At 67.3% G+C, this 16,992-nt stretch carries 15 protein-coding genes; 9 read left to right on the top strand and 6 right to left on the bottom strand.

What is annotated here, in order from left to right:
• The first annotated feature begins 7 nt into the window (after positions 1–7).
• Entirely contained in the window at positions 8–1,066 is a 1,059-nt protein-coding gene (locus EV560_RS33315; RefSeq protein WP_131860171.1) for a class I SAM-dependent methyltransferase, read from the top strand.
• A gap of 78 nt (positions 1,067–1,144) precedes the next feature.
• On the opposite strand, the gene EV560_RS33320 is transcribed toward EV560_RS33315, so the two are convergent.
• Both EV560_RS33320 and EV560_RS33325 read right to left on the bottom strand, forming a co-directional pair.
• Positions 1,145–2,233 carry a quinone-dependent dihydroorotate dehydrogenase gene (locus tag EV560_RS33320; protein ID WP_131860172.1) on the bottom strand — a complete coding sequence of 363 codons (1,089 nt, stop codon included), beginning with the start codon at positions 2,231–2,233 and terminating at the stop codon, positions 1,145–1,147.
• Positions 2,230–2,577: a DUF952 domain-containing protein gene (locus EV560_RS33325; RefSeq protein ID WP_207908181.1), complete on the bottom strand. Its 348-nt coding sequence runs from the start codon at positions 2,575–2,577 to the stop codon at positions 2,230–2,232. The genes EV560_RS33320 and EV560_RS33325 overlap by 4 nt, the downstream gene beginning before the upstream one ends.
• 193 nt (positions 2,578–2,770) lie before the next feature.
• Here EV560_RS33325 and EV560_RS33330 point away from each other — a divergent pair, with 193 nt between their 5' ends.
• Positions 2,771–3,397: a S24 family peptidase gene (locus tag EV560_RS33330; protein WP_131860174.1), complete on the top strand. Its 627-nt coding sequence runs from the start codon at positions 2,771–2,773 to the stop codon at positions 3,395–3,397.
• A gap of 37 nt (positions 3,398–3,434) precedes the next feature.
• Here EV560_RS33330 and EV560_RS33335 read toward each other — a convergent pair whose 3' ends face one another.
• The 4 genes from EV560_RS33335 to EV560_RS33350 all read right to left on the bottom strand — a co-directional run bounded on the left by EV560_RS33335 (position 3,435) and on the right by EV560_RS33350 (position 10,043).
• On the bottom strand, positions 3,435–4,886 hold the full coding sequence (locus EV560_RS33335) for a sensor histidine kinase (RefSeq protein ID WP_131860175.1): 1,452 nt from the start codon (positions 4,884–4,886) through the stop codon (positions 3,435–3,437).
• A 10-nt stretch (positions 4,887–4,896) separates the two neighbouring features.
• A complete protein-coding gene (locus EV560_RS33340) occupies positions 4,897–6,351 on the bottom strand; it encodes a dihydrolipoyl dehydrogenase family protein (RefSeq protein WP_248312336.1) in 1,455 nt (484 codons plus the stop codon).
• 264 nt (positions 6,352–6,615) lie between these two features.
• Positions 6,616–8,943 (bottom strand): putative bifunctional diguanylate cyclase/phosphodiesterase, encoded by a 2,328-nt coding sequence (locus tag EV560_RS33345; RefSeq protein ID WP_131860176.1) that lies wholly within the window; start codon positions 8,941–8,943, stop codon positions 6,616–6,618.
• Between the two features lie 146 nt (positions 8,944–9,089).
• Complete coding sequence (locus tag EV560_RS33350; protein ID WP_131860177.1) at positions 9,090–10,043, bottom strand: enoyl-CoA hydratase-related protein; 954 nt, start codon at positions 10,041–10,043, stop codon at positions 9,090–9,092.
• 829 nt (positions 10,044–10,872) lie between these two features.
• On the opposite strand from EV560_RS33350, the gene murA reads away from it, so the two are divergent.
• The 7 genes from murA (at position 10,873) to EV560_RS33390 (ending at position 16,991) form a co-directional block, all read left to right on the top strand.
• Positions 10,873–12,162: a UDP-N-acetylglucosamine 1-carboxyvinyltransferase gene (murA, locus tag EV560_RS33360; protein WP_131860179.1), complete on the top strand. Its 1,290-nt coding sequence runs from the start codon at positions 10,873–10,875 to the stop codon at positions 12,160–12,162.
• Positions 12,163–12,193: 31 nt separating this feature from the next.
• Positions 12,194–12,640: a DUF2948 family protein gene (locus EV560_RS33365; protein WP_131860180.1), complete on the top strand. Its 447-nt coding sequence runs from the start codon at positions 12,194–12,196 to the stop codon at positions 12,638–12,640.
• Between the two features lie 81 nt (positions 12,641–12,721).
• Complete coding sequence (hisD, locus tag EV560_RS33370) at positions 12,722–14,014, top strand: histidinol dehydrogenase (protein WP_131860181.1); 1,293 nt, start codon at positions 12,722–12,724, stop codon at positions 14,012–14,014.
• 58 nt (positions 14,015–14,072) lie between these two features.
• Positions 14,073–14,546: a UPF0262 family protein gene (locus tag EV560_RS33375; protein ID WP_131860182.1), complete on the top strand. Its 474-nt coding sequence runs from the start codon at positions 14,073–14,075 to the stop codon at positions 14,544–14,546.
• 47 nt (positions 14,547–14,593) lie between these two features.
• Positions 14,594–14,998, top strand: coding sequence for an arsenate reductase ArsC (locus tag EV560_RS33380; protein WP_131860304.1), 405 nt, complete (start codon positions 14,594–14,596; stop codon positions 14,996–14,998).
• Between the two features lie 161 nt (positions 14,999–15,159).
• Entirely contained in the window at positions 15,160–15,537 is a 378-nt protein-coding gene (locus tag EV560_RS33385; RefSeq protein WP_131860183.1) for a hypothetical protein, read from the top strand.
• Positions 15,534–16,991, top strand: a complete 1,458-nt coding sequence (locus tag EV560_RS33390) for a methyl-accepting chemotaxis protein (RefSeq protein ID WP_131860184.1) — start codon at positions 15,534–15,536, stop codon at positions 16,989–16,991. Before EV560_RS33385 ends, EV560_RS33390 begins: the two co-directional genes overlap by 4 nt.
• Position 16,992 lies beyond the last annotated feature (1 nt).

Consider the following 16,992-nt stretch of genomic DNA (forward strand, 5'->3'; position numbering starts at 1 on the left):
GTGAACAATGACCATCGATCAACAAAAGCTCGACACGCTCGTCGGGCGCCTGATCGGAGAGATTTCCGCCGGCTATGGCGGTGTCATGGTGGGGCTCGGCGACAGGCTCGGGCTCTACAAGGCGATGGCCGGCGCCGGGCCCGTGAGCTCGCAGGAGGTCGCCAGGCGCAGCGGCTGCGCCGAGCGCTATGTCCGCGAATGGCTCAATTCGCAGGTGGCCGGCGGCTATATCGACTATCACGCCGCCTCCCGGACCTATGAGCTGACGCCGGAACAGGCCACCGTCCTCGCCGATGAGCTAAGTCCGGTCTTCCTGCCGCATGCCTGGCAGATCGTCGCCTCGATGTGGGCCGACGAGGCCAAGACGCTCGCCGCCTTCAGGACCGGCGAAGGCGTCAGCTGGGGCGAGCATGACGAGCGGCTCTTCTGCGGCATCGCGGCATTCTACCGGAACGCCTATAGCGCGAGCCTCGTCAAGGACTGGCTGCCGATGCTCTCGGGCGTGACGGACAAGCTCGAGAAGGGCGCGACCGTCGCCGATATCGGCTGCGGCCACGGACACTCGACCGTGCTGCTGGCCAAGGCCTTTCCGGAGAGCCGGTTCTGGGGCTTCGACACGCATGAGGGATCGATCGAGATCGCCCGCCGCGTGGCCTTGGCGGCAGGGGTCGAGGATCGCGTCAGCTTCGAGATCGAGAAGGCGGATAGCTATGCCAGGCGCGGCTACGATCTCGTCTGCTTCTTCGACTGCCTGCACGACATGGGCCGGCCGGTCGAGGCGGTGCGCTATGCCGCAAACGCGATGGCGGATGACGGCACCCTCATGCTGATCGAGCCCTTCGCCGGAGATCGCGTCGAGGAGAATATCAATCCGATCGGCCGGCTCTACTACGCCGGATCAACCACGATGTGTTGCGCCCACGCGATCTCGGAGAAGGGCACCCATGTTCTCGGCGCCCAGGCGGGTCCCGGCCAGCTCGAGGCGATCCTGACCTCGGCCGGGCTCGGCACGGTGCGCCGGGCGGGCGAGACGCCGTTCAACCTGATCATCGAGGCTCGCCGGTGACCTGATCATCCCGGCGGCTCCGGGGAGGCAGGATCCTCTCCGGAGCGCGCCTGATGATCATCAGATGCGCATACGACTTCAGCCCAGTTCGCCGCTTGCGATCGCCTCGGCATCGCGGCCGACGAGCGCGCTGAGCCGCGTCAGCCCGGCGCGGCGCGCCTGGCCCGCCAGGCCCGCCTTGATCTCGCGGACCAGTCCCGGTCCCTTGAACACCAGCGCCGAATAGAACTGGACCAGGCTCGCCCCGGCGCGGATCTTGGCGAAGGCCGTTGCCGCCGAATCGATGCCGCCGACGCCGACCAGCGGGAACTGGCCTTCGACGCGGCGGAAGGTCTCGGCCAGGATGATGGTCGAGGGCTTGAACAGCGGCCGGCCGGACAGCCCGCCGGTCTCGGCCTTAGCGGCGTTCCGCAGGCTCTCCGGCCGGGCGATCGTGGTATTGGAGACGATCATGCCGTCGATCCGGCGCCGGCGCGCCACCGCGACGATGCCGTCGAGCTCCGGTAAGGTCAGGTCGGGCGCGATCTTGAGCAGGATCGGCGTCGGCTTGCCGCCCGCCGCCGCCTCGTCGCGAGCGGCGAGGGCGCGAGCGATCAGGTCGTCGAGCACGGATTCGGCCTGGAGGTCGCGCAGGCCCGGCGTATTCGGCGAGGAGATGTTCACCGTCAGGAAATCGGCGAGCGGGGCGAGCCGCCGCGTGAGGATGGCGTAATCGGCGGCGCGATCGGCCGAGTCCTTGTTGGCGCCGAGATTGACGCCGACGAGCCCGCCGCGCCGACGCCGTGCCGCGAGCCTGGCGGCGATTTCTTCCATGCCGTCGCTGTTGAGACCGTAACGATTGATCACCGCCTCGTCCTCCGGCAGGCGGAAGACGCGGGGGCGGGCATTGCCGGGCTGCGGCAGCGGCGTCACGCCGCCGACCTCGACGAAGCCGAAGCCGAGCGCGAGCGTGCCGTCGATCGCCTCGGCATGCTTGTCGAATCCGGCCGCGAGCCCGACGGGATTGGGGAATGAAAGGCCGAAGGCCTCCGTCGCCAGCACCGGATCGTCGGTGGCGCGCTTCAGGGCCGGCGCAGCGGCGAGCGCCGCGATGGTCAGGCGATGGGCGGTCTCGGCGTCGAGCTTGTGGATCAGCGGCCGGGCGAGGTTGAACAGGCTGCCGATCACGCGAGGTCCTCCGGGAAGAGATGGGGGCCGGCCGGGCCGAGCGGCAGCGGCGCGATCCAGCGCACGGCCTTCGGGTCGAGCGGTGCATAGAGATGCGGGAACAGCGCACCCCCGCGCGACGGTTCGTAGCGCAGCGCCGCCCCGAGCGTCGCATCGTCCACTGCGATCAGCAGCAGGCCGTCCTGCCCGGCGAAATGCTTTGCCGCCGTCTCGCGCAGCTGGGCGCCCGTCGAGAAATGGATGAAGCCATCGGCGAGATCGACCGGCGCGCCGGCAAAGCGCCCGGCCTCCTCGGCCTCACGCCAGAGTGGTTCGGGGCAGATCTTGTAAATGAGCGGCAAAATGGACCTCGGCGGGCTGGCGTCGAAGCGACATAGAGCACGCGGCGCGAAATCGGAACTCCATCATTCCGACTATCGCGCAGCGGCAAACCCGAGGAGAGGCCAAAACCAAGAATCAGATTGAAATCTTATTGAATAGGGGATATTTCCTATCTTATCCCAGCCGAATCGGCAATGTCAGGACGAGGCCTCTCCGATGTTGTCCCATGAGCAGATCTGGAGCGCGATCGACGCTCTGGCCCAGCGCTATGGCTTCACGCCGTCCGGGCTCGCGCGCAAGGCGGGGCTCGACGCGACCACTTTCAACCGCTCCAAGCGCGTCGGGCCGGATGGGCGCGAGCGCTGGCCCTCGACTGAATCGATCGCCAAGATCCTAGCCGCCACCGGCGCCTCGCTCGACGAGTTCATCGGCGTGATGCGCCGTGGTGCAGCCCCTGCGCAGACGATCCCGCTGATCGGATTCGCGCAGGCCGGCTCCGGCGGCTTCTTTGACGATGGCGGCTTGCCGGTCGGCGAGAGCTGGGACGAGGTCGCCTTTCCCGGTGTACCGGACGAAAAGGCCTATGCGCTCGAGATCGCCGGCGATTCGATGCTGCCGCTCTATCGTGACGGCGACACCATCATCGTCTCGCCGACCGCTGCGGTCAGGCGCGGCGACCGCGTGGTGGTCAAGACGACCGAGGGCGAGGTGCTCGCCAAGCAGCTCAAGCGCGAGACGGCGAAGACGATCGAGCTCGCCTCACTCAATCCCGAGCGTCCCGACCGCGTGCTGGCCCGCAGCGAGATCGCCTTCATGGCCCGGGTAATCTGGGCGAGCCAATAGACAGCAATCCGCGGCTCCTGAGGGATAAGGGCTCGTCTTACGCGGCTCGCCGCAGCGGCAGCGCGACCTTGAACACGGCGCCGACCGGCGAAGGCTCGAGCGCGATCGAGCCGCCATGCAGCCTGACCAGTTCGGCCGCGATGGCGAGCCCGAGCCCGGCGCCGCCGGGGCTGACCGAGCCGCGGAAAGCCTGGAACAGATTGGCGCGAGCCCGGTCCGGCACGCCGGGGCCGTTATCGATGACGCGCAGCACGACCTCGCCGCCTTCATGCTGCGCCTTCACGGTCAGTGTCGGCCGCCGGCCGGCTTCGGCGCCGGCTTCTGTCAGGGCCTGCACCGAATTGCGCATCAGGTTGAGGAGCACACGCGCCATCTGGTCGGGGTCGCAGGGCAGGGAGACATCGGCCGGGACGTCATTGGCGAAGGCGACCACCGGATGCTCGGCGAGCCCGAGCAATTCGCCGGAATCGGCGACGAGCTGGCGCAGCAGGACCTCGCGCAGCGCCGGCATCGCCTCGGCCGCGCGGCCATAGGCCAGCGTTGCCTGGCAGAAGGCGATGGCGCGATCGAGCGTCGCGATCAGGCGCGGTGCGAAGCGCCGGATTTTTGGATCGCGCGTCTCGGTCAGCCGGTCGGACATCAACTGCGCCGCCGCCAGCATGTTGCGCAGGTCGTGGTTGATCTTGCTGACGGCGAGGCCGAGCTCCGCCAGGTGCTTCTTGGTGCGCAATTCGCCGGCGAGCGTGCGCTGCATGCGGGCGAGCGCCCGTTCGGCTTCGCCGATCTCATCGGCGCGCTGCGTCGGCGTGATGGCTCGGTGCGGATTCTCCGGGTCGGCCTCGAACTCCATGACATTGGCGGCGAGCTGGCGGATCGGTCCGACGATCAGCCAGTTCAGCGCGACATAGACCAGCACCGCCGTCAGTGCCGAGATCACCAGCGAGATCAGCAGCAGCGTCGCCGAGAATTTCAGCATGGCCCGGCGCAGCGGGCCTTCATCGATGACGAGCTCGACGAAATCGGCGCCGCCGACGGCCTCGCCGATGACGCGGATCGGCATCTCGCGCGCCGGTGCGACGAGGACCTGCACCGCCTGGGCGATCGAGCTCATCCAGTTCAGCTCACGCAGATCGACCGTGTAGGCGACCTCATGCGGCACGGAATCGAGGCTGAGCAGCCGGCGTGCGCCGCCGACGCGGGCCGCGATGGCGCGGGCGCCGACACCGTTGAGCAGCCGGTTCTCGCTGCCCTCGGGCAGGCCTTCGGCTGGCGCGCCTTCCAGGACGAGCACTGCGATCTGGGCCGCAGCGAGCCGGTCGTTCAGCCAGTTCCGCCGGAAATTGGCGATGGACGGGAAATAGATCAGGACCTGCGCCAGCATGACGAAGAGCACGGTCAGCATCAGCAGCTTGGCCGAGAGGCCGGGCCGCGTCAGGCTGCGCGGGACGCTCACCGAAAGCGCATGCGTGTCGAGGTTGTGATCCTGCATCGAGTGGAGCTTATCCGAAACGGCGCAGGAAGCCGATGAGCCGGCGCAGGCCGGGCTTCGTCGCGAGCGGCGCGAAAGCCGAAAGCGCCGCGCGTCCCGATATCTCGGAGAGGCTCGGCGCGGGCAGGACGAGCCCGGCCATCTCCTTCACGTCGAGCCCCTTCTGCACCGCGATGCTCCAGGGCGTGATCAATTCGCCCGCTTGCGCGCCGACAATGGTCACGCCGAGGATGCGACCTCTCTTGTCGGTCACGAGCTTGATGAAGCCTTCGGTCCTGCGCTCGGCCTGGGCCTTGTCGTTTTCGGCATAAGGCCAGCGCAGCACCGTGACCGCGCCTGCCTTCGCGCGCGCCTCGGCCTCGGACAGGCCCACGGCTGCGAGGGCGGGCTCGCTCTGGACGAGGCGCGGGATCGCAGCCGCGCCGAGCCGCGCCGGCTGCCGGAACAGCGCCCGGCGCAGCACGAGACCGGCATGATGGTCGGCGACGGACGGCTCCCGCAGCCCTCCAGCCGCTCCGCCTGCGCAGGCGCCGATGGCATAGACCCGGCGATTGCCGGTGCGCAGGCCGGCATTGACGATGATGCCCGTCGCATCGCTCGTGATGCCGCCGAGCTCCAGGTCGAGCGCCGCGATATCGGGTTCGCGATCCGTGGCCAGGAGATGCGTGCCCTCGACGACCTGTTCCGGCTCGCCGGCCAGGATGAGGCGCACACGTCCCTTCGGCGTCTCGCCGCGTAGGACCTCGGTGCCTTCATGCAGCACGACGCCTTCGCGCAGCAGGGCGCGGCGCACGAGCCCGACTGCTTCCGCATCCCAGTCCGGCAACAGGCCCCGCTCGGCGATGATCGTCACGGCGCTCCCGAGCCGTTGCAGCGCCTGGGCCAGCGCGATCCCGGCAGGCTTGCCGCCGAGCACGATCAGCCGGTCGGGCCGGCGCGTCAGTGTCGCGATCGTGTCCTCGCTGAGGAACGCAACCTCCTTCAGCCCGGGTACCGGCGGCGCCAGCGGTCGCGAGCCGGTGGCGATGGCGAAGCGCCGCGCCTTGATCACCTGGTTGCCGACCTGCACGGAATTGCGGTCGCGGAAGCGCGCCTCGCCGGCGATCAGCGTCACCCCGAGCGCCTTGAACCGTTCGGCCGTGGCATTGGGCGCGAGCACCGCGGCGGCCCTGGCCATATGATCATGCACCTGCGCGAAATTCACCTGCGGCTCGCCGGCCGTGATGCCGAAGCGCGCCATCTCGCGGGCTGCCTGCACCTGCGCGCCGGCCGCGATCAGCGCGGTAGCGGACAGGTTGGCGGCATGCCCCGTTCCGTTCATCCCGTCGCGTGCGATCAGCACGGTCGGCACGCCGAAGGCCGCCGCCGCCGAGGCGAGCGCAAGGCCGGCCCGGCCGGCGCCGATCACGCAGAGATCGGGCGTCAGCGGCGCTGGCTTGGGCGCTGTCGCGGAGCTGTCGGTCACGCTGCTTCTCCCCGCTCGATGCGCTTTCCATCCGCCGAATCAAACGCTTGAGCGCGTTCTATCGCAAAAGTGGTTCCACCTCTGCAGAACGCGTTCCAGAGCACGATGCCGAAGCGGGAGGCCGGTTTCCGGACGACGCTGACGAGGCTTGCAGATGCGTCGCCATTCCAGCGGAATCAAGACCTTCCGGTCACGATATGAAGCGCCGGCGGATGCTGCGGCTCACCAACGCGTGAGAAAGCGCTTCGCCGGGCCGCGACCTGGTCAGGCGACGTGCCGCCCCTTGTCGGGGGAGAAGTTGGACAGGGGCTCGGGTCGGCCGAAGAGATAGCCCTGCGCCCGGTGCGCCCCGAGCAATTGCACGGCGATGCGCTGCGATTCGGTCTCGATGCCTTCGACGACGACATTCATCGAGAGCCGGCGGGCGAGCTGGCAGACCGCCTCGATGATCGCCTTCGAGGCCTCGTTGGCATGGACGTCGCGGCTGAAGCTCTGGTCGATCTTCACCTGCGCGAACGGATAGGTCGAGAGGTAGCCGAGCGAGGAATAGCCGGTGCCGAAATCGTCCAGCGCGAATTTCACGCCGAGCGCGCGCAGATCGTGGATCACGGCGAGAGTCGCCTTGTTATCCTCGATCAGGAGCGATTCCGTCACTTCGAGCGTCAGCCGGTGCGAGCCGAGACTGGAGGCGATCAGCGCCTCCTTGACGGTCTCGACGATACGGCGCGGCTCGCGGAACTGCAGCGGCGAGATATTGACGGAGACGCCGACATCGCTCGGCCAGGAGGCTGCATCCTTGCAGGCCTGCTTGATCGCCCAGTCGCCCATGGCCGCGATCAGGCCGGACTGCTCGGCGATCGGGATGAAGACGCCGGGCGGGATCATGCCGCGGGTCGGGTGGCGCCAGCGCATCAGCGCCTCGCGCGTCACCACCTCCTGGGTCTTCAGGTCGATGATCGGCTGATAGTAGAGCTCGAGCGCCTTCTCTTCGCAGGCGATGCGCAGGTCGACCTCGATCTCGTGCCGGTCGAGCGCTTCCTCGGCCATGGCCGGGTTGAAGAAGGTCAGCGTGTTCCGCCCGGCCGCCTTGGCCTTGTAGAGCGCGGTGTCGGCATGGCGCAGCAGATCGGCCGGCGTGGCGGCATCATGGGGCGCCATCGCGATGCCGACGCTGGCAGTGACATAGACCGTCTTGGTCTCGAGCTGGAAGGCGCGGGACATTGCGTCGATCATGCGTTGGGCGATGGTGGTCACGACGCTGTGGCTCGCCGAGGGCAGGATCAGCACGAACTCGTCGCCACCGAAACGGGCCAGCAGGTCGCCGCCGCGAATGGCTGCGCGCAGGCGGCTGGCCGTCTCGATCAGGACCTTGTCGCCGATATCGTGGCCCAGGCTGTCATTGACCTGCTTGAAGCCGTCGAGATCGATATAGAGCAGCGCGAATGGCTCGCCGGTGCGATCCAGCCGGTCGAAGGCCTCGGCCAGCCGGGTGTTGAACTCGAAGCGGTTGGCGAGGCCGGTCAATTCGTCGAAGCGCGCCATCTGCTCGATGCGCGCCTCGGTCGCCTTCCGCTCGGTCGCATCCTCGGTCAGCATCAGCACGCCGCCTTCGGCCGCGGGCGCGATGGTGACGACGAGCAGCCGTCCGCCGCGGGTCTGGAGTTCGCGGCTCGCCGGCTGCTGGCTCTGCTGGACTTCGCCGAGCACCTTCCGGGTCTCGCGCACCTGGTCGGCGCTGATCACCTGCCGCTCGATCAGGAAACGCGCGATCGCGGTCAGCGGCGTGCCGGGCAGGGCGAGCGTGTCGGGGATGCCGTAAAGGCTGCGGTGCGGCGCGTTGCAGACCGCGAGCTTCAGGTTGGCGTCATACATCGCCAGTCCCTGGATCATCGTGTTGAGCGCGGCGTCGAGCGTCAGGTTCTGCGAATGCAGCGCGGAAGCCAGCGCTTTCGATTGCTTCGTCGCCTCGCTCAAGGCCAGCAGGTTGCGATGAAGCGAGTTGGTGATCGCGATATTGGCCAGCACATAGAGGAAGGCGAAATAGCCGATATACTGATAGTAGACGTTGTGGGCCTGGATCAGCCCGAACGCCATCGGAATGCAGAAGGTCAGCAGCTGGACCGCGACGAATTTGGGCCGGCCGGCATTGCGCGCGACATAGCCCGAGGCCAGCGCGATGGTCGATGAGACCGAGGTGATATGCGCGGCGGGGTCGTCGGTCTGGGTCAGCGCGATATAGCAGCTATAGCCGAGCACGGCGCTGAAGACGGTCGCGCCGAGGAAATACTCACGGTCCCAGCGCCGCGTCTCGGCGTAGCTGTCCTCGGAATGGTCACGCCGGCGATAGGTGATGACCGTCATCATCCTGAGCGCCACGACCACCGACACGAGGATGGTCAGCGTCATGAACTCGCTCATGCCGGTCGACAACCAGCACAGATAGGGCGTGAGAATGCCGGCGATGCCGCCGGGAATGATGGAGCCTGGTGATGAGAACAGCGAGCTCACCAGCAGACGATAGCCCGGCAGGTCGAACTCCTCGCGGATGTCGCCCGGTCTGCCGTCTGTAAGGCCTTTCTGAGCGCCCGCCATCCATTCCTGCCTTGCGCGGCTATGGGAGGCGCTGGCGTGTCACTCGCCGAACTCCGCGCCACCTAAAGCCTTACGATGGGACAGGTAAATGTTTCGTGAGGAAGCGCAACCGGGCTCCGGTTGCACTGCGGGAGGGCGCCGCGATCCTATGAGGCGGCCAGCACGGGGGTGGTAGGACGCTGATAGACGCGCGCCAGCATCCGGTCCTGGGTCTGGGCGATGCGCTGCAGCTTCGAGATCGCGCTGGGGTTCAGGCGCAGCATGCAATCCGTCCAGATCTGGCCGAGATGCTCCAGCTCCTCGCGCAGATCGCCGGCCCGGCGGTTGAAGGCCGAGAACAGGGCGGTCTTGGCGGCGTGGACCGGCAATGTCTCGCTGGCATATTTGCGGATCCAGCTCTCGCCGCGCCCTTCCGGAACCACGGCTTCGAGCCCACCGGCCTCCATGAACTCGGTCGCGCTCATCTCCTCGCCCGACAGCAGCATGCGCTCGGCGGCCCGTGCACCCATGCGGCGCGACAGGATCGCGACCGCCGTGATCGGGAAATGGTTGAACTTGATCTCCGGGTAGACGAACGAGGCCTGCTCCTCGGCGATCATGATGTTGCAAGAGCGCGGCGCATCGATGCCGCCGCCGATCGCCTTGGCGTGGATGGTCGAGAGCGTGATCACCAGTCCGTTGAGGCCGCCCGCGTTCCAGACCGCGCCTTCGATCGAGAGCTTGGCATATTCGGCGAGGGCGGCGCGGTCGTTCTTGGCCAGGCAGTCGAGATAGAAGTCGAGATCGCCGCCGAGCGTGAAGAACGGCCCCGTGCCGCGGAAGGCGAGGAAGCGCACCGGCGCGCCGTGATACTGGTCCGGCGCGCCCCAGAGCGTTGCGATGGCGCTCTGGATCTTCACCAGGCTGTCCAACAACTGCAACGTGAAGACCGGCTTCAGCTCCGGCTTGATCGTGACCCATAGCGTCTTGATCTCGGCCTCATAGGCGAGCTGCACCTCGGGCAGGAAACCGGCCTTGTAGCGGATCGCATCGATCACTTCGCAGCATTCCAGCGTGGTCGCCGAAGCCGCTCGGGTATTCGAACCATAAGCCTGGAGCATGCCGCAAACCCCGTAATCCGGACTATCCGCAAGGTAGGTGAAGTTAATGAACTGTAAATGCAAACCCGTGGAATTGGTTAATTTCACTAACGTTTGCCGCCGCAATGCGCGCCATGAGCCGTTGCCCGCCTCATATCCCAATGAGGCGGTGCGTCAGGCCTGGCGGGCGCTGCGATGGGCTGCCAAAGGCAAGCGGCATGCCTCGGCCCCGAACCTGGCGTTCCGCGTCCCCTAATTGGTTAAAATTGCGCGTAATTATGCAGCCGCGACACGAATCGTCTCAATTCGACTTCGCGCACAGGTTGTTGTTGCGCGCGACGGATGCGGAGCGCTCGGGGCGGGCGTCCCGCTGCGGCACAGTTTCGTCGCCGACGGCATAAAAGAGGGATGCGGCTGATATACCGTGGATAGGGTCTCTTGCCGGCTTTCAGCCGCCGCCCGTCATGCGGTATCGTCTGCCCGATAGGCACGGCGCGCAGGGCGAGCATTGCCTCGATCCCGCGTATGTGCCTGCCAAAACTTGTCCAAGCGGTCGCGTGGCGCTAACGATGCGCCGCGAATTTGCCGCGATCGGAGCGTTGAACCGCCACAGCCGAGTTGATGCCTTGAGTCGCCAACAAGCCGCAGATGACGAGAAGAGGGCGCGCCTTGCCGCTGCCCTGCGCGAGAACCTGAAACGCCGCAAGGCGCAGGCGCGCGCTCGCCGGGCGGATGAGGCGGACGCGGAGCAAGCGGCGCCCCCAGCCCAGGCCGATCCTCCCCGGTCCTGAACCCGTTTCTTCTCAGCGCCGCGCGGCCCGCGTGCCGGCGCCTTCAGCAAGGCATCGCCATGGACCGCATCCGCATCACCGGTGGCCAGAAGCTCAACGGTACGATCCCGATCTCGGGCGCGAAGAATGCCGCGTTGCCATTGATGATCGCGAGCCTGCTGACGGACGAGACGCTGACGCTGGTCAATGTGCCGCGCCTCTCGGATGTCACGGCGCTCTCGCGCATCCTCTCCAATCACGGCGTCGACCGCACGGTCGCCGGCAAGCGCATCGGCCAATCGGCCGAGACCGGCCAGACCATCTCGCTCACCGCCCGCCAGATCGTCGATACCTGCGCGCCCTACGAGCTCGTTTCGACCATGCGCGCCAGCTTCTGGGTCATCGCACCGATCCTGGCTCGCATGGGCGAGGCCAAGATCTCGCTGCCCGGCGGCTGCGCCATCGGCACGCGCCCGGTCGACCTCCTGCTGATGGCGCTGGAGAAGCTCGGCGCCACCATCGACATCGAGAACGGCTATGCTCTGGCGCGCGCGCCCAAGGGGCTGAAAGGCGCCGAGATCGTCTTCCCGAAGGTCACGGTCGGCGGCACGCATACGGCGCTGATGGGCGCCGTCCTGGCCGAGGGCACAACGGTGATCGAGAACGCCGCGCGCGAGCCGGAAGTGGTCGATCTCGCCACCTGCCTCTCCAAGATGGGCGCCAAGATCGAGGGCGCCGGCACCTCGCGCATCGTCGTGACCGGCGTCTCGCGCCTCGGCGGCGCGCATCACACCGTCCTGCCGGACCGGATCGAGACCGGCACCTATGCGATGGCGGTGGCGATGACCGGCGGCGACGTGCTGCTCGAAGGCGCGCGCCCGGACCTGCTTCAGGCCGCCCTCGACGTCCTGGTCAAGGCCGGCGCCGATATCTCCGAGACCAATGAAGGCATCCGTGTGCGCCGCAACGGCGCCGGCATCGCCGCCGTCGATGTCGATACCGACCCGTTCCCCGGCTTCCCCACCGATCTCCAGGCCCAGTTCATGGCGCTGATGACCAAGGCCAAGGGCACCTCGCGCATCCGCGAGACCATTTTCGAGAACCGCTTCATGCATGTTCAGGAACTGGTGCGCCTCGGCGCCAAGATCCGGCTGGACGGCGATGTCGCCTATGTCGACGGCGTCGGCAAGCTCACCGGCGCGCCGGTGATGGCGACCGATCTGCGCGCCTCGGTCTCGCTCGTCATCGGCGGACTGGCCGCCGAGGGCGACACGACCATCAACCGCGTCTACCATCTCGACCGCGGTTTCGAGGCGCTCGAGGCCAAGCTCAGCCGCTGCGGCGCGCAGGTCGAGCGCATCAGCGGTTGACGTCGGGCGGGCGGCTCGCCAGAACAGCGTCATGTCTGACGATGCCGCAGAACCGCTCAAGCTGATCGCGCTCGACTCCGAGGATCTCGCGATCATCTCGGCCCATTTGCAGGATGCGGTGCTGCAAGTGGGCGATCTTGCCTATTTGCCGGCTGAAAAGCGCTTCGCCCTCGCGGCGCGGCGCTTCGATTGGGAAGGCACGGAGCTCGGCCATAAGCGCCGTCGCCTCGCCGCCCTGCATTTCGAGTGTGTCGTCAAGGCGAGAAGCACCAAGATCGACCCGAAGGCGACGGGCATCGTCCTCAATCTTCTCGCCATCACCTTCGCCGGCAGCGATGAGCCCGCCGGCGAGATCACCTTGCATTTCTCCGATGGGGCTGCGATCCGGCTCGAGGTCGAATGCATCGAGGCCCAGATGAAGGATCTCGGCCCGGTCTGGGAGGCAGTCGCGACGCCCGGCCATCCGGACGGCGACTGAACGCGTTCAAGACGAGAGCATTTTCGAGTGAACTGGGCACCGGTTCGCGTCAAGAAAATGCTCCAGATCCAGGATTTTGCGATGCCGATCAGGCTCGATCAGCGAGACCCAGGCTTCGATGCCGCCTTCGCCGCGCTGCTGACCACCAAGCGCGAGGTCTCGGAGGATGTCGACCGCATCGCCGCCGAGATCATCGATGCCGTCAAGGCGCAGGGCGACCGCGCCGTGATCGACTGCACCTCCCGCTTCGACAGGCTTGACCTGACCCCGGCGACCTTGCGCGTCAGTGCAGACGAGATCGACGCGGCGGTCGCGGCCTGCTCGCCCGAGCTGCTCGGGGCGCTGGAAACGGCGCGCGCGCGCATCGAGGCCTATCATCTGCGGCTGAAGCCGGCCGATTCCTGGTCGATGGATGCGCTGGGCGTCGAGAGCGGCTGGCGCTGGAGCGCGATCGAGGCCGTTGGCCTCTATGTCCCCGGCGGCACGGCGAGCTATCCGTCCTCGGTGCTGATGAACGCCATTCCGGCCAGGGTCGCAGGCGTCAGCCGCATCGTCATGGTCGCGCCGACGCCGCGCGGGGACACCAATCCGCTCGTTCTGGCCGCGGCCCGGCTCGCCGGCATCGACGAGGTCTATCGCATCGGCGGGGCGCAGGCCGTGGCCGCCCTGGCCTATGGCACGCAGACCATCGCGCCGGTGGCGAAGATCGTCGGTCCCGGCAATGCCTATGTCGCGGCCGCCAAGCGCCGCGTCTTCGGCCAGGTCGGCATCGACATGATCGCCGGCCCGTCCGAAGTGCTGGTCATCGCCGATCGCAGCGCCAATCCGGACTGGATCGCCGCCGACCTGCTGGCGCAGGCCGAGCATGATGAATCGGCCCAGTCGATCCTCGTCACCGACGATGCCGCGCTCGCCGCCGCAGTCGAGAAGGCGGTCGCCGCGCAGCTTGCCGTGCTGCCGCGCGCCGCGATCGCCGGCAGGAGCTGGGATGATTACGGCGCGATCCTGCTGGTCGAGAGCCTCGAGGGCGCGATCCCGCTGGTCGATCGGCTGGCGCCGGAGCATCTCGAGATCGTCACCGCAGAGCCCGAGCGCCTCGCCGGCATGATCCGCAATGCCGGAGCGATCTTCCTCGGCGGCCATACGCCGGAGGCCATTGGCGATTATGTTGGCGGCCCCAACCATGTGCTGCCGACGGCGCGTTCGGCCCGCTTCTCCTCGGGCCTCGGCGTGGCCGATTTCATGAAGCGCACCTCGCTGCTGAAATGCGGCCCGGATGCTTTGCGGGCCTTGGCGCCGGCGGCGACGCAGCTTGCCGAAGCGGAGGGCTTGCAGGCGCATGGCCGTTCCGTGACGATCAGGCTCAATCCCTGAATCCGGGGATTGTCGTGCGCGGCCGCAAATCGAGCCGCGCTCAGCGCTCGGAGGCCTGATGTCGGACAGCCATTGCCTGATCGGTGTGACGCTCGACGAAGCCTCGCTCGGGCGCGGCGCGCCGGATCAGGAGCATGAGCGCGCCGTCGCGATCTATGATCTGGTCGAGCGCAACCGCTTCTTCCTGCCGGATTTCGAGGGCGGGCCCTATCTCGTCCATCTCGCCCTGGTCGAGCGCCGGCTCGTCTTCGAGATCAAGCAGTCCGACGGCGCGCCGGTCGTCACCCATCATCTCTCGCTGACGCCGTTCAAGCGCATCATCAAGGACTACGAGATGGTCTGCGAGAGCTATTACTCCGCCATCCGCACCTCGACGCCCGAGCAGATCGAGGCGATCGACATGGGCCGGCGCGGACTGCATGACGAGGCCGCCCATATCCTGGTCGAGCGTCTCTCAGGCAAGGTCGAGATCGACCACGACACCGCGCGGCGGCTCTTCACGCTGATCTACGCCCTGCATTGGAAGGGCTGATCGCGTTGGAGCCTTCGCCGCCGCGCAAGGTCCATAGCGTGCTCTTCATGTGCGCCCATAATGCCGTGCGCTCGCCAATGGCGGAGGCGATGGCGAAGCACTTCTTCGGCCGCTCGATCTATGTCCAGTCGGCCGGCGCGCGGCGCGGCGAGGTCGATCCTTTCGCGCTCGCGGTGCTCGAGGAGATCGGCATCGACGCCCATAAGCACCGTCCGAAATCGGTACAGGAGCTCGAGGAATGGGAGGGGCTGAATTTCGATCTCATCATCTCGCTCTCGCCCGAGGCGCATCACAAGGCGCTGGATCTGACCCGCACGCTTGCCGCGGAGGTCGAATATTGGCCGACGCCCGACCCGACCCTGACGCAGGGCTCGCGCGAGCAAGTGCTCGATGCCTATCGCGGTGTCCGTGATGGATTGATGCGGCGGATCAAGGACAGGTTGAAGACCTGAGCTCTGCAATCGGTGATTTGTACATTGGCGCCGTGAGGCGACGCGCTCCTGCACCCTGCCGGGCAGGTGATTTGGTCAGGTTAAGTAAAATTTTACAGACCTGATGCAGTCGTTAAGTGCCGCGCGACCTTGCTTGGCATTTTTGGGAAACTGCGATCCCCATGCCGGCTCGGGCGTTACGGCTGACCTTTACAAGGTATAACCTTGCGCGGCGCGTCAGGGATGGGGCGATCGTCTCGCTCGTCCTGCTCTCGACGCTCGTCGGCGCGATCGCCAGCCTGCCGGGGGCGGAGATGCCCGATCGGCCGCTTGCCCTGGTCTTTCCGCCCTGGCTGTCGCGGGACGAGGCGATCGCGCGCAGCCTTGCAGCCGGGCATGCGGTGCTTCGCAGCGGCGTCGCGCCATTCATCGTCATCTCGGCGCCGGCGCCACAAGGGGCCGCCAAGCCGGCCAGGCCCGATGGCGCCTGGCTGATGCTGGCGCTGGCCGGGCTCGCAGGTTGCCTCGACGACAATTCAGCAGGGAAGCCGTCACCGTGAACTGGAGCCTGACCGACGTTCGCCGCGGTGTCGCACGCGCCTTGATCGGGCTTGCCTTCCTGCATGTGCCGCTGCTGGCCCTCTGCATCTGGCTGCGCGCGGGCGACAGCCTGCTGCCGGCCGCTTTTGCCTTCCTGATGGCGGCTTCTGCCCTGCTGCTCTATGCCCGCTTCGGCGCGGCGCAGGTGACACGGCTCGCCATCGCCATCGTGCTGATCGGCCAGGTCTCGATGCTGGTCTACAGCTTCGCCGGCCATCCCTGGCAGCCGGACATGCACATGTACTATTTCGCGGTGCTGGCGCTGCTGGCCGGCTTCTGCGACTGGCGGCCGATCCTGATGGGCGCCGGCCTTACCGCGCTGCACCACCTCACCCTGCAATATGTCGTGCCGTCAGCGGTCTTCTTTCAGGGCGGCAACCTGCTGCGCGTGCTCCTGCATGCCGTGATCGTCATCATCGAGACCTCGTTCCTGACCGTGATCGCAATCATCATGGAGCGCATGTTCACGATGAATGCCGAGAGCCTGGCGCGGGCGCAGGCCATCGCCGAGCGTGAGCGCATCGCCGGCGAGCGGGAGAAGCGCCTTGCCGATGAGCTGAGCGTGCGTGCTGCGGCCCTACGCGAGATCGTCGCGGGTTTCCGCACCCATATGGAGAATTCCATGGCGGTGTTCGACCGATCGGCCGACGCGATGCAGGGCGGCTCGCGCGAGCTCACCGGCACCTCGGACCAGGTGCGGCACCAGACCGTGCTCGTCGCGGAGGCCGCCGATACGACGATGCAGGGCATCGATCACCTTGCCGCCGCCAGCAACCAGCTCGCCGCCTCGATCGGCGAGATCGGCCGCAACGTCTCCTACTCGGCCGAAGGGTCCAAGGCGGCGGCGGACCTGGCCCGCAACGCCAGCGCCGAGCTGGAGGACCTTGTCCGCAGCAGCGAGAATGTCGGCGCCGTCGTCGAGATCATTCGCGGGATCGCGGCGCAAACCAGCATGCTTGCGCTCAATGCCACGATTGAGGCGGCGCGCGCCGGAGAGATGGGGCGCGGCTTCGCGGTCGTCGCCAGCGAGGTGAAGACGCTCTCGGCCCAGACGGCGCGGGCGACCGAAGAGGTCTCCAGCCAGATCGGCGCGATGCAGACCGCCTCCCAGCGCTCGCTCAAGGCGATCCGCGACATCGTCACCTCGATCGGCGAGGTCGAGCGTGTCGCCGAGACGATCGCCATCGCCGTCAACGAGCAGGGTCACGCGACTTCTGAGATCGCCCGTCAGGTCCAGCTCTCGTTCGAGGGCGCCCGGCGCAGCGCCGGCGTGGTCGATCATTTCGAGAGCACGACCCAGCGGGCCCATGGTGCCGCCGAGCATCTGCAGAGCGCGTCGAGTGCGCTCGTCACCCAGGCGCAGAGCATCCGTCGCGAGTTCGCCGCCTTCTGCGACCGCGTCGCGGCCGCCTGAT

The organism is Allobosea sp. BK604 (assembly GCF_004341515.1).
GTDB lineage: Bacteria > Pseudomonadota > Alphaproteobacteria > Rhizobiales > Beijerinckiaceae > Allobosea.

What these genes read in the sequence shown, in the direction of transcription:
- EV560_RS33315 (WP_131860171.1), top strand. Translation starts at nt 8, where the DNA reads ATGACCATCGATCAACAAAAGCTCGACACGCTCGTCGGGCGCCTGATC.
- EV560_RS33330 (WP_131860174.1), top strand. Translation starts at nt 2,771, where the DNA reads ATGTTGTCCCATGAGCAGATCTGGAGCGCGATCGACGCTCTGGCCCAG.
- EV560_RS33335 (WP_131860175.1), bottom strand. Translation starts at nt 4,886, where the DNA reads ATGCAGGATCACAACCTCGACACGCATGCGCTTTCGGTGAGCGTCCCG.
- EV560_RS33345 (WP_131860176.1), bottom strand. Translation starts at nt 8,943, where the DNA reads ATGGCGGGCGCTCAGAAAGGCCTTACAGACGGCAGACCGGGCGACATC.
- EV560_RS33350 (WP_131860177.1), bottom strand. Translation starts at nt 10,043, where the DNA reads ATGCTCCAGGCTTATGGTTCGAATACCCGAGCGGCTTCGGCGACCACG.
- murA (WP_131860179.1), top strand. Translation starts at nt 10,873, where the DNA reads ATGGACCGCATCCGCATCACCGGTGGCCAGAAGCTCAACGGTACGATC.
- EV560_RS33365 (WP_131860180.1), top strand. Translation starts at nt 12,194, where the DNA reads ATGTCTGACGATGCCGCAGAACCGCTCAAGCTGATCGCGCTCGACTCC.
- hisD (WP_131860181.1), top strand. Translation starts at nt 12,722, where the DNA reads ATGCCGATCAGGCTCGATCAGCGAGACCCAGGCTTCGATGCCGCCTTC.
- EV560_RS33375 (WP_131860182.1), top strand. Translation starts at nt 14,073, where the DNA reads ATGTCGGACAGCCATTGCCTGATCGGTGTGACGCTCGACGAAGCCTCG.
- EV560_RS33380 (WP_131860304.1), top strand. Translation starts at nt 14,594, where the DNA reads ATGTGCGCCCATAATGCCGTGCGCTCGCCAATGGCGGAGGCGATGGCG.
- EV560_RS33385 (WP_131860183.1), top strand. Translation starts at nt 15,160, where the DNA reads ATGCCGGCTCGGGCGTTACGGCTGACCTTTACAAGGTATAACCTTGCG.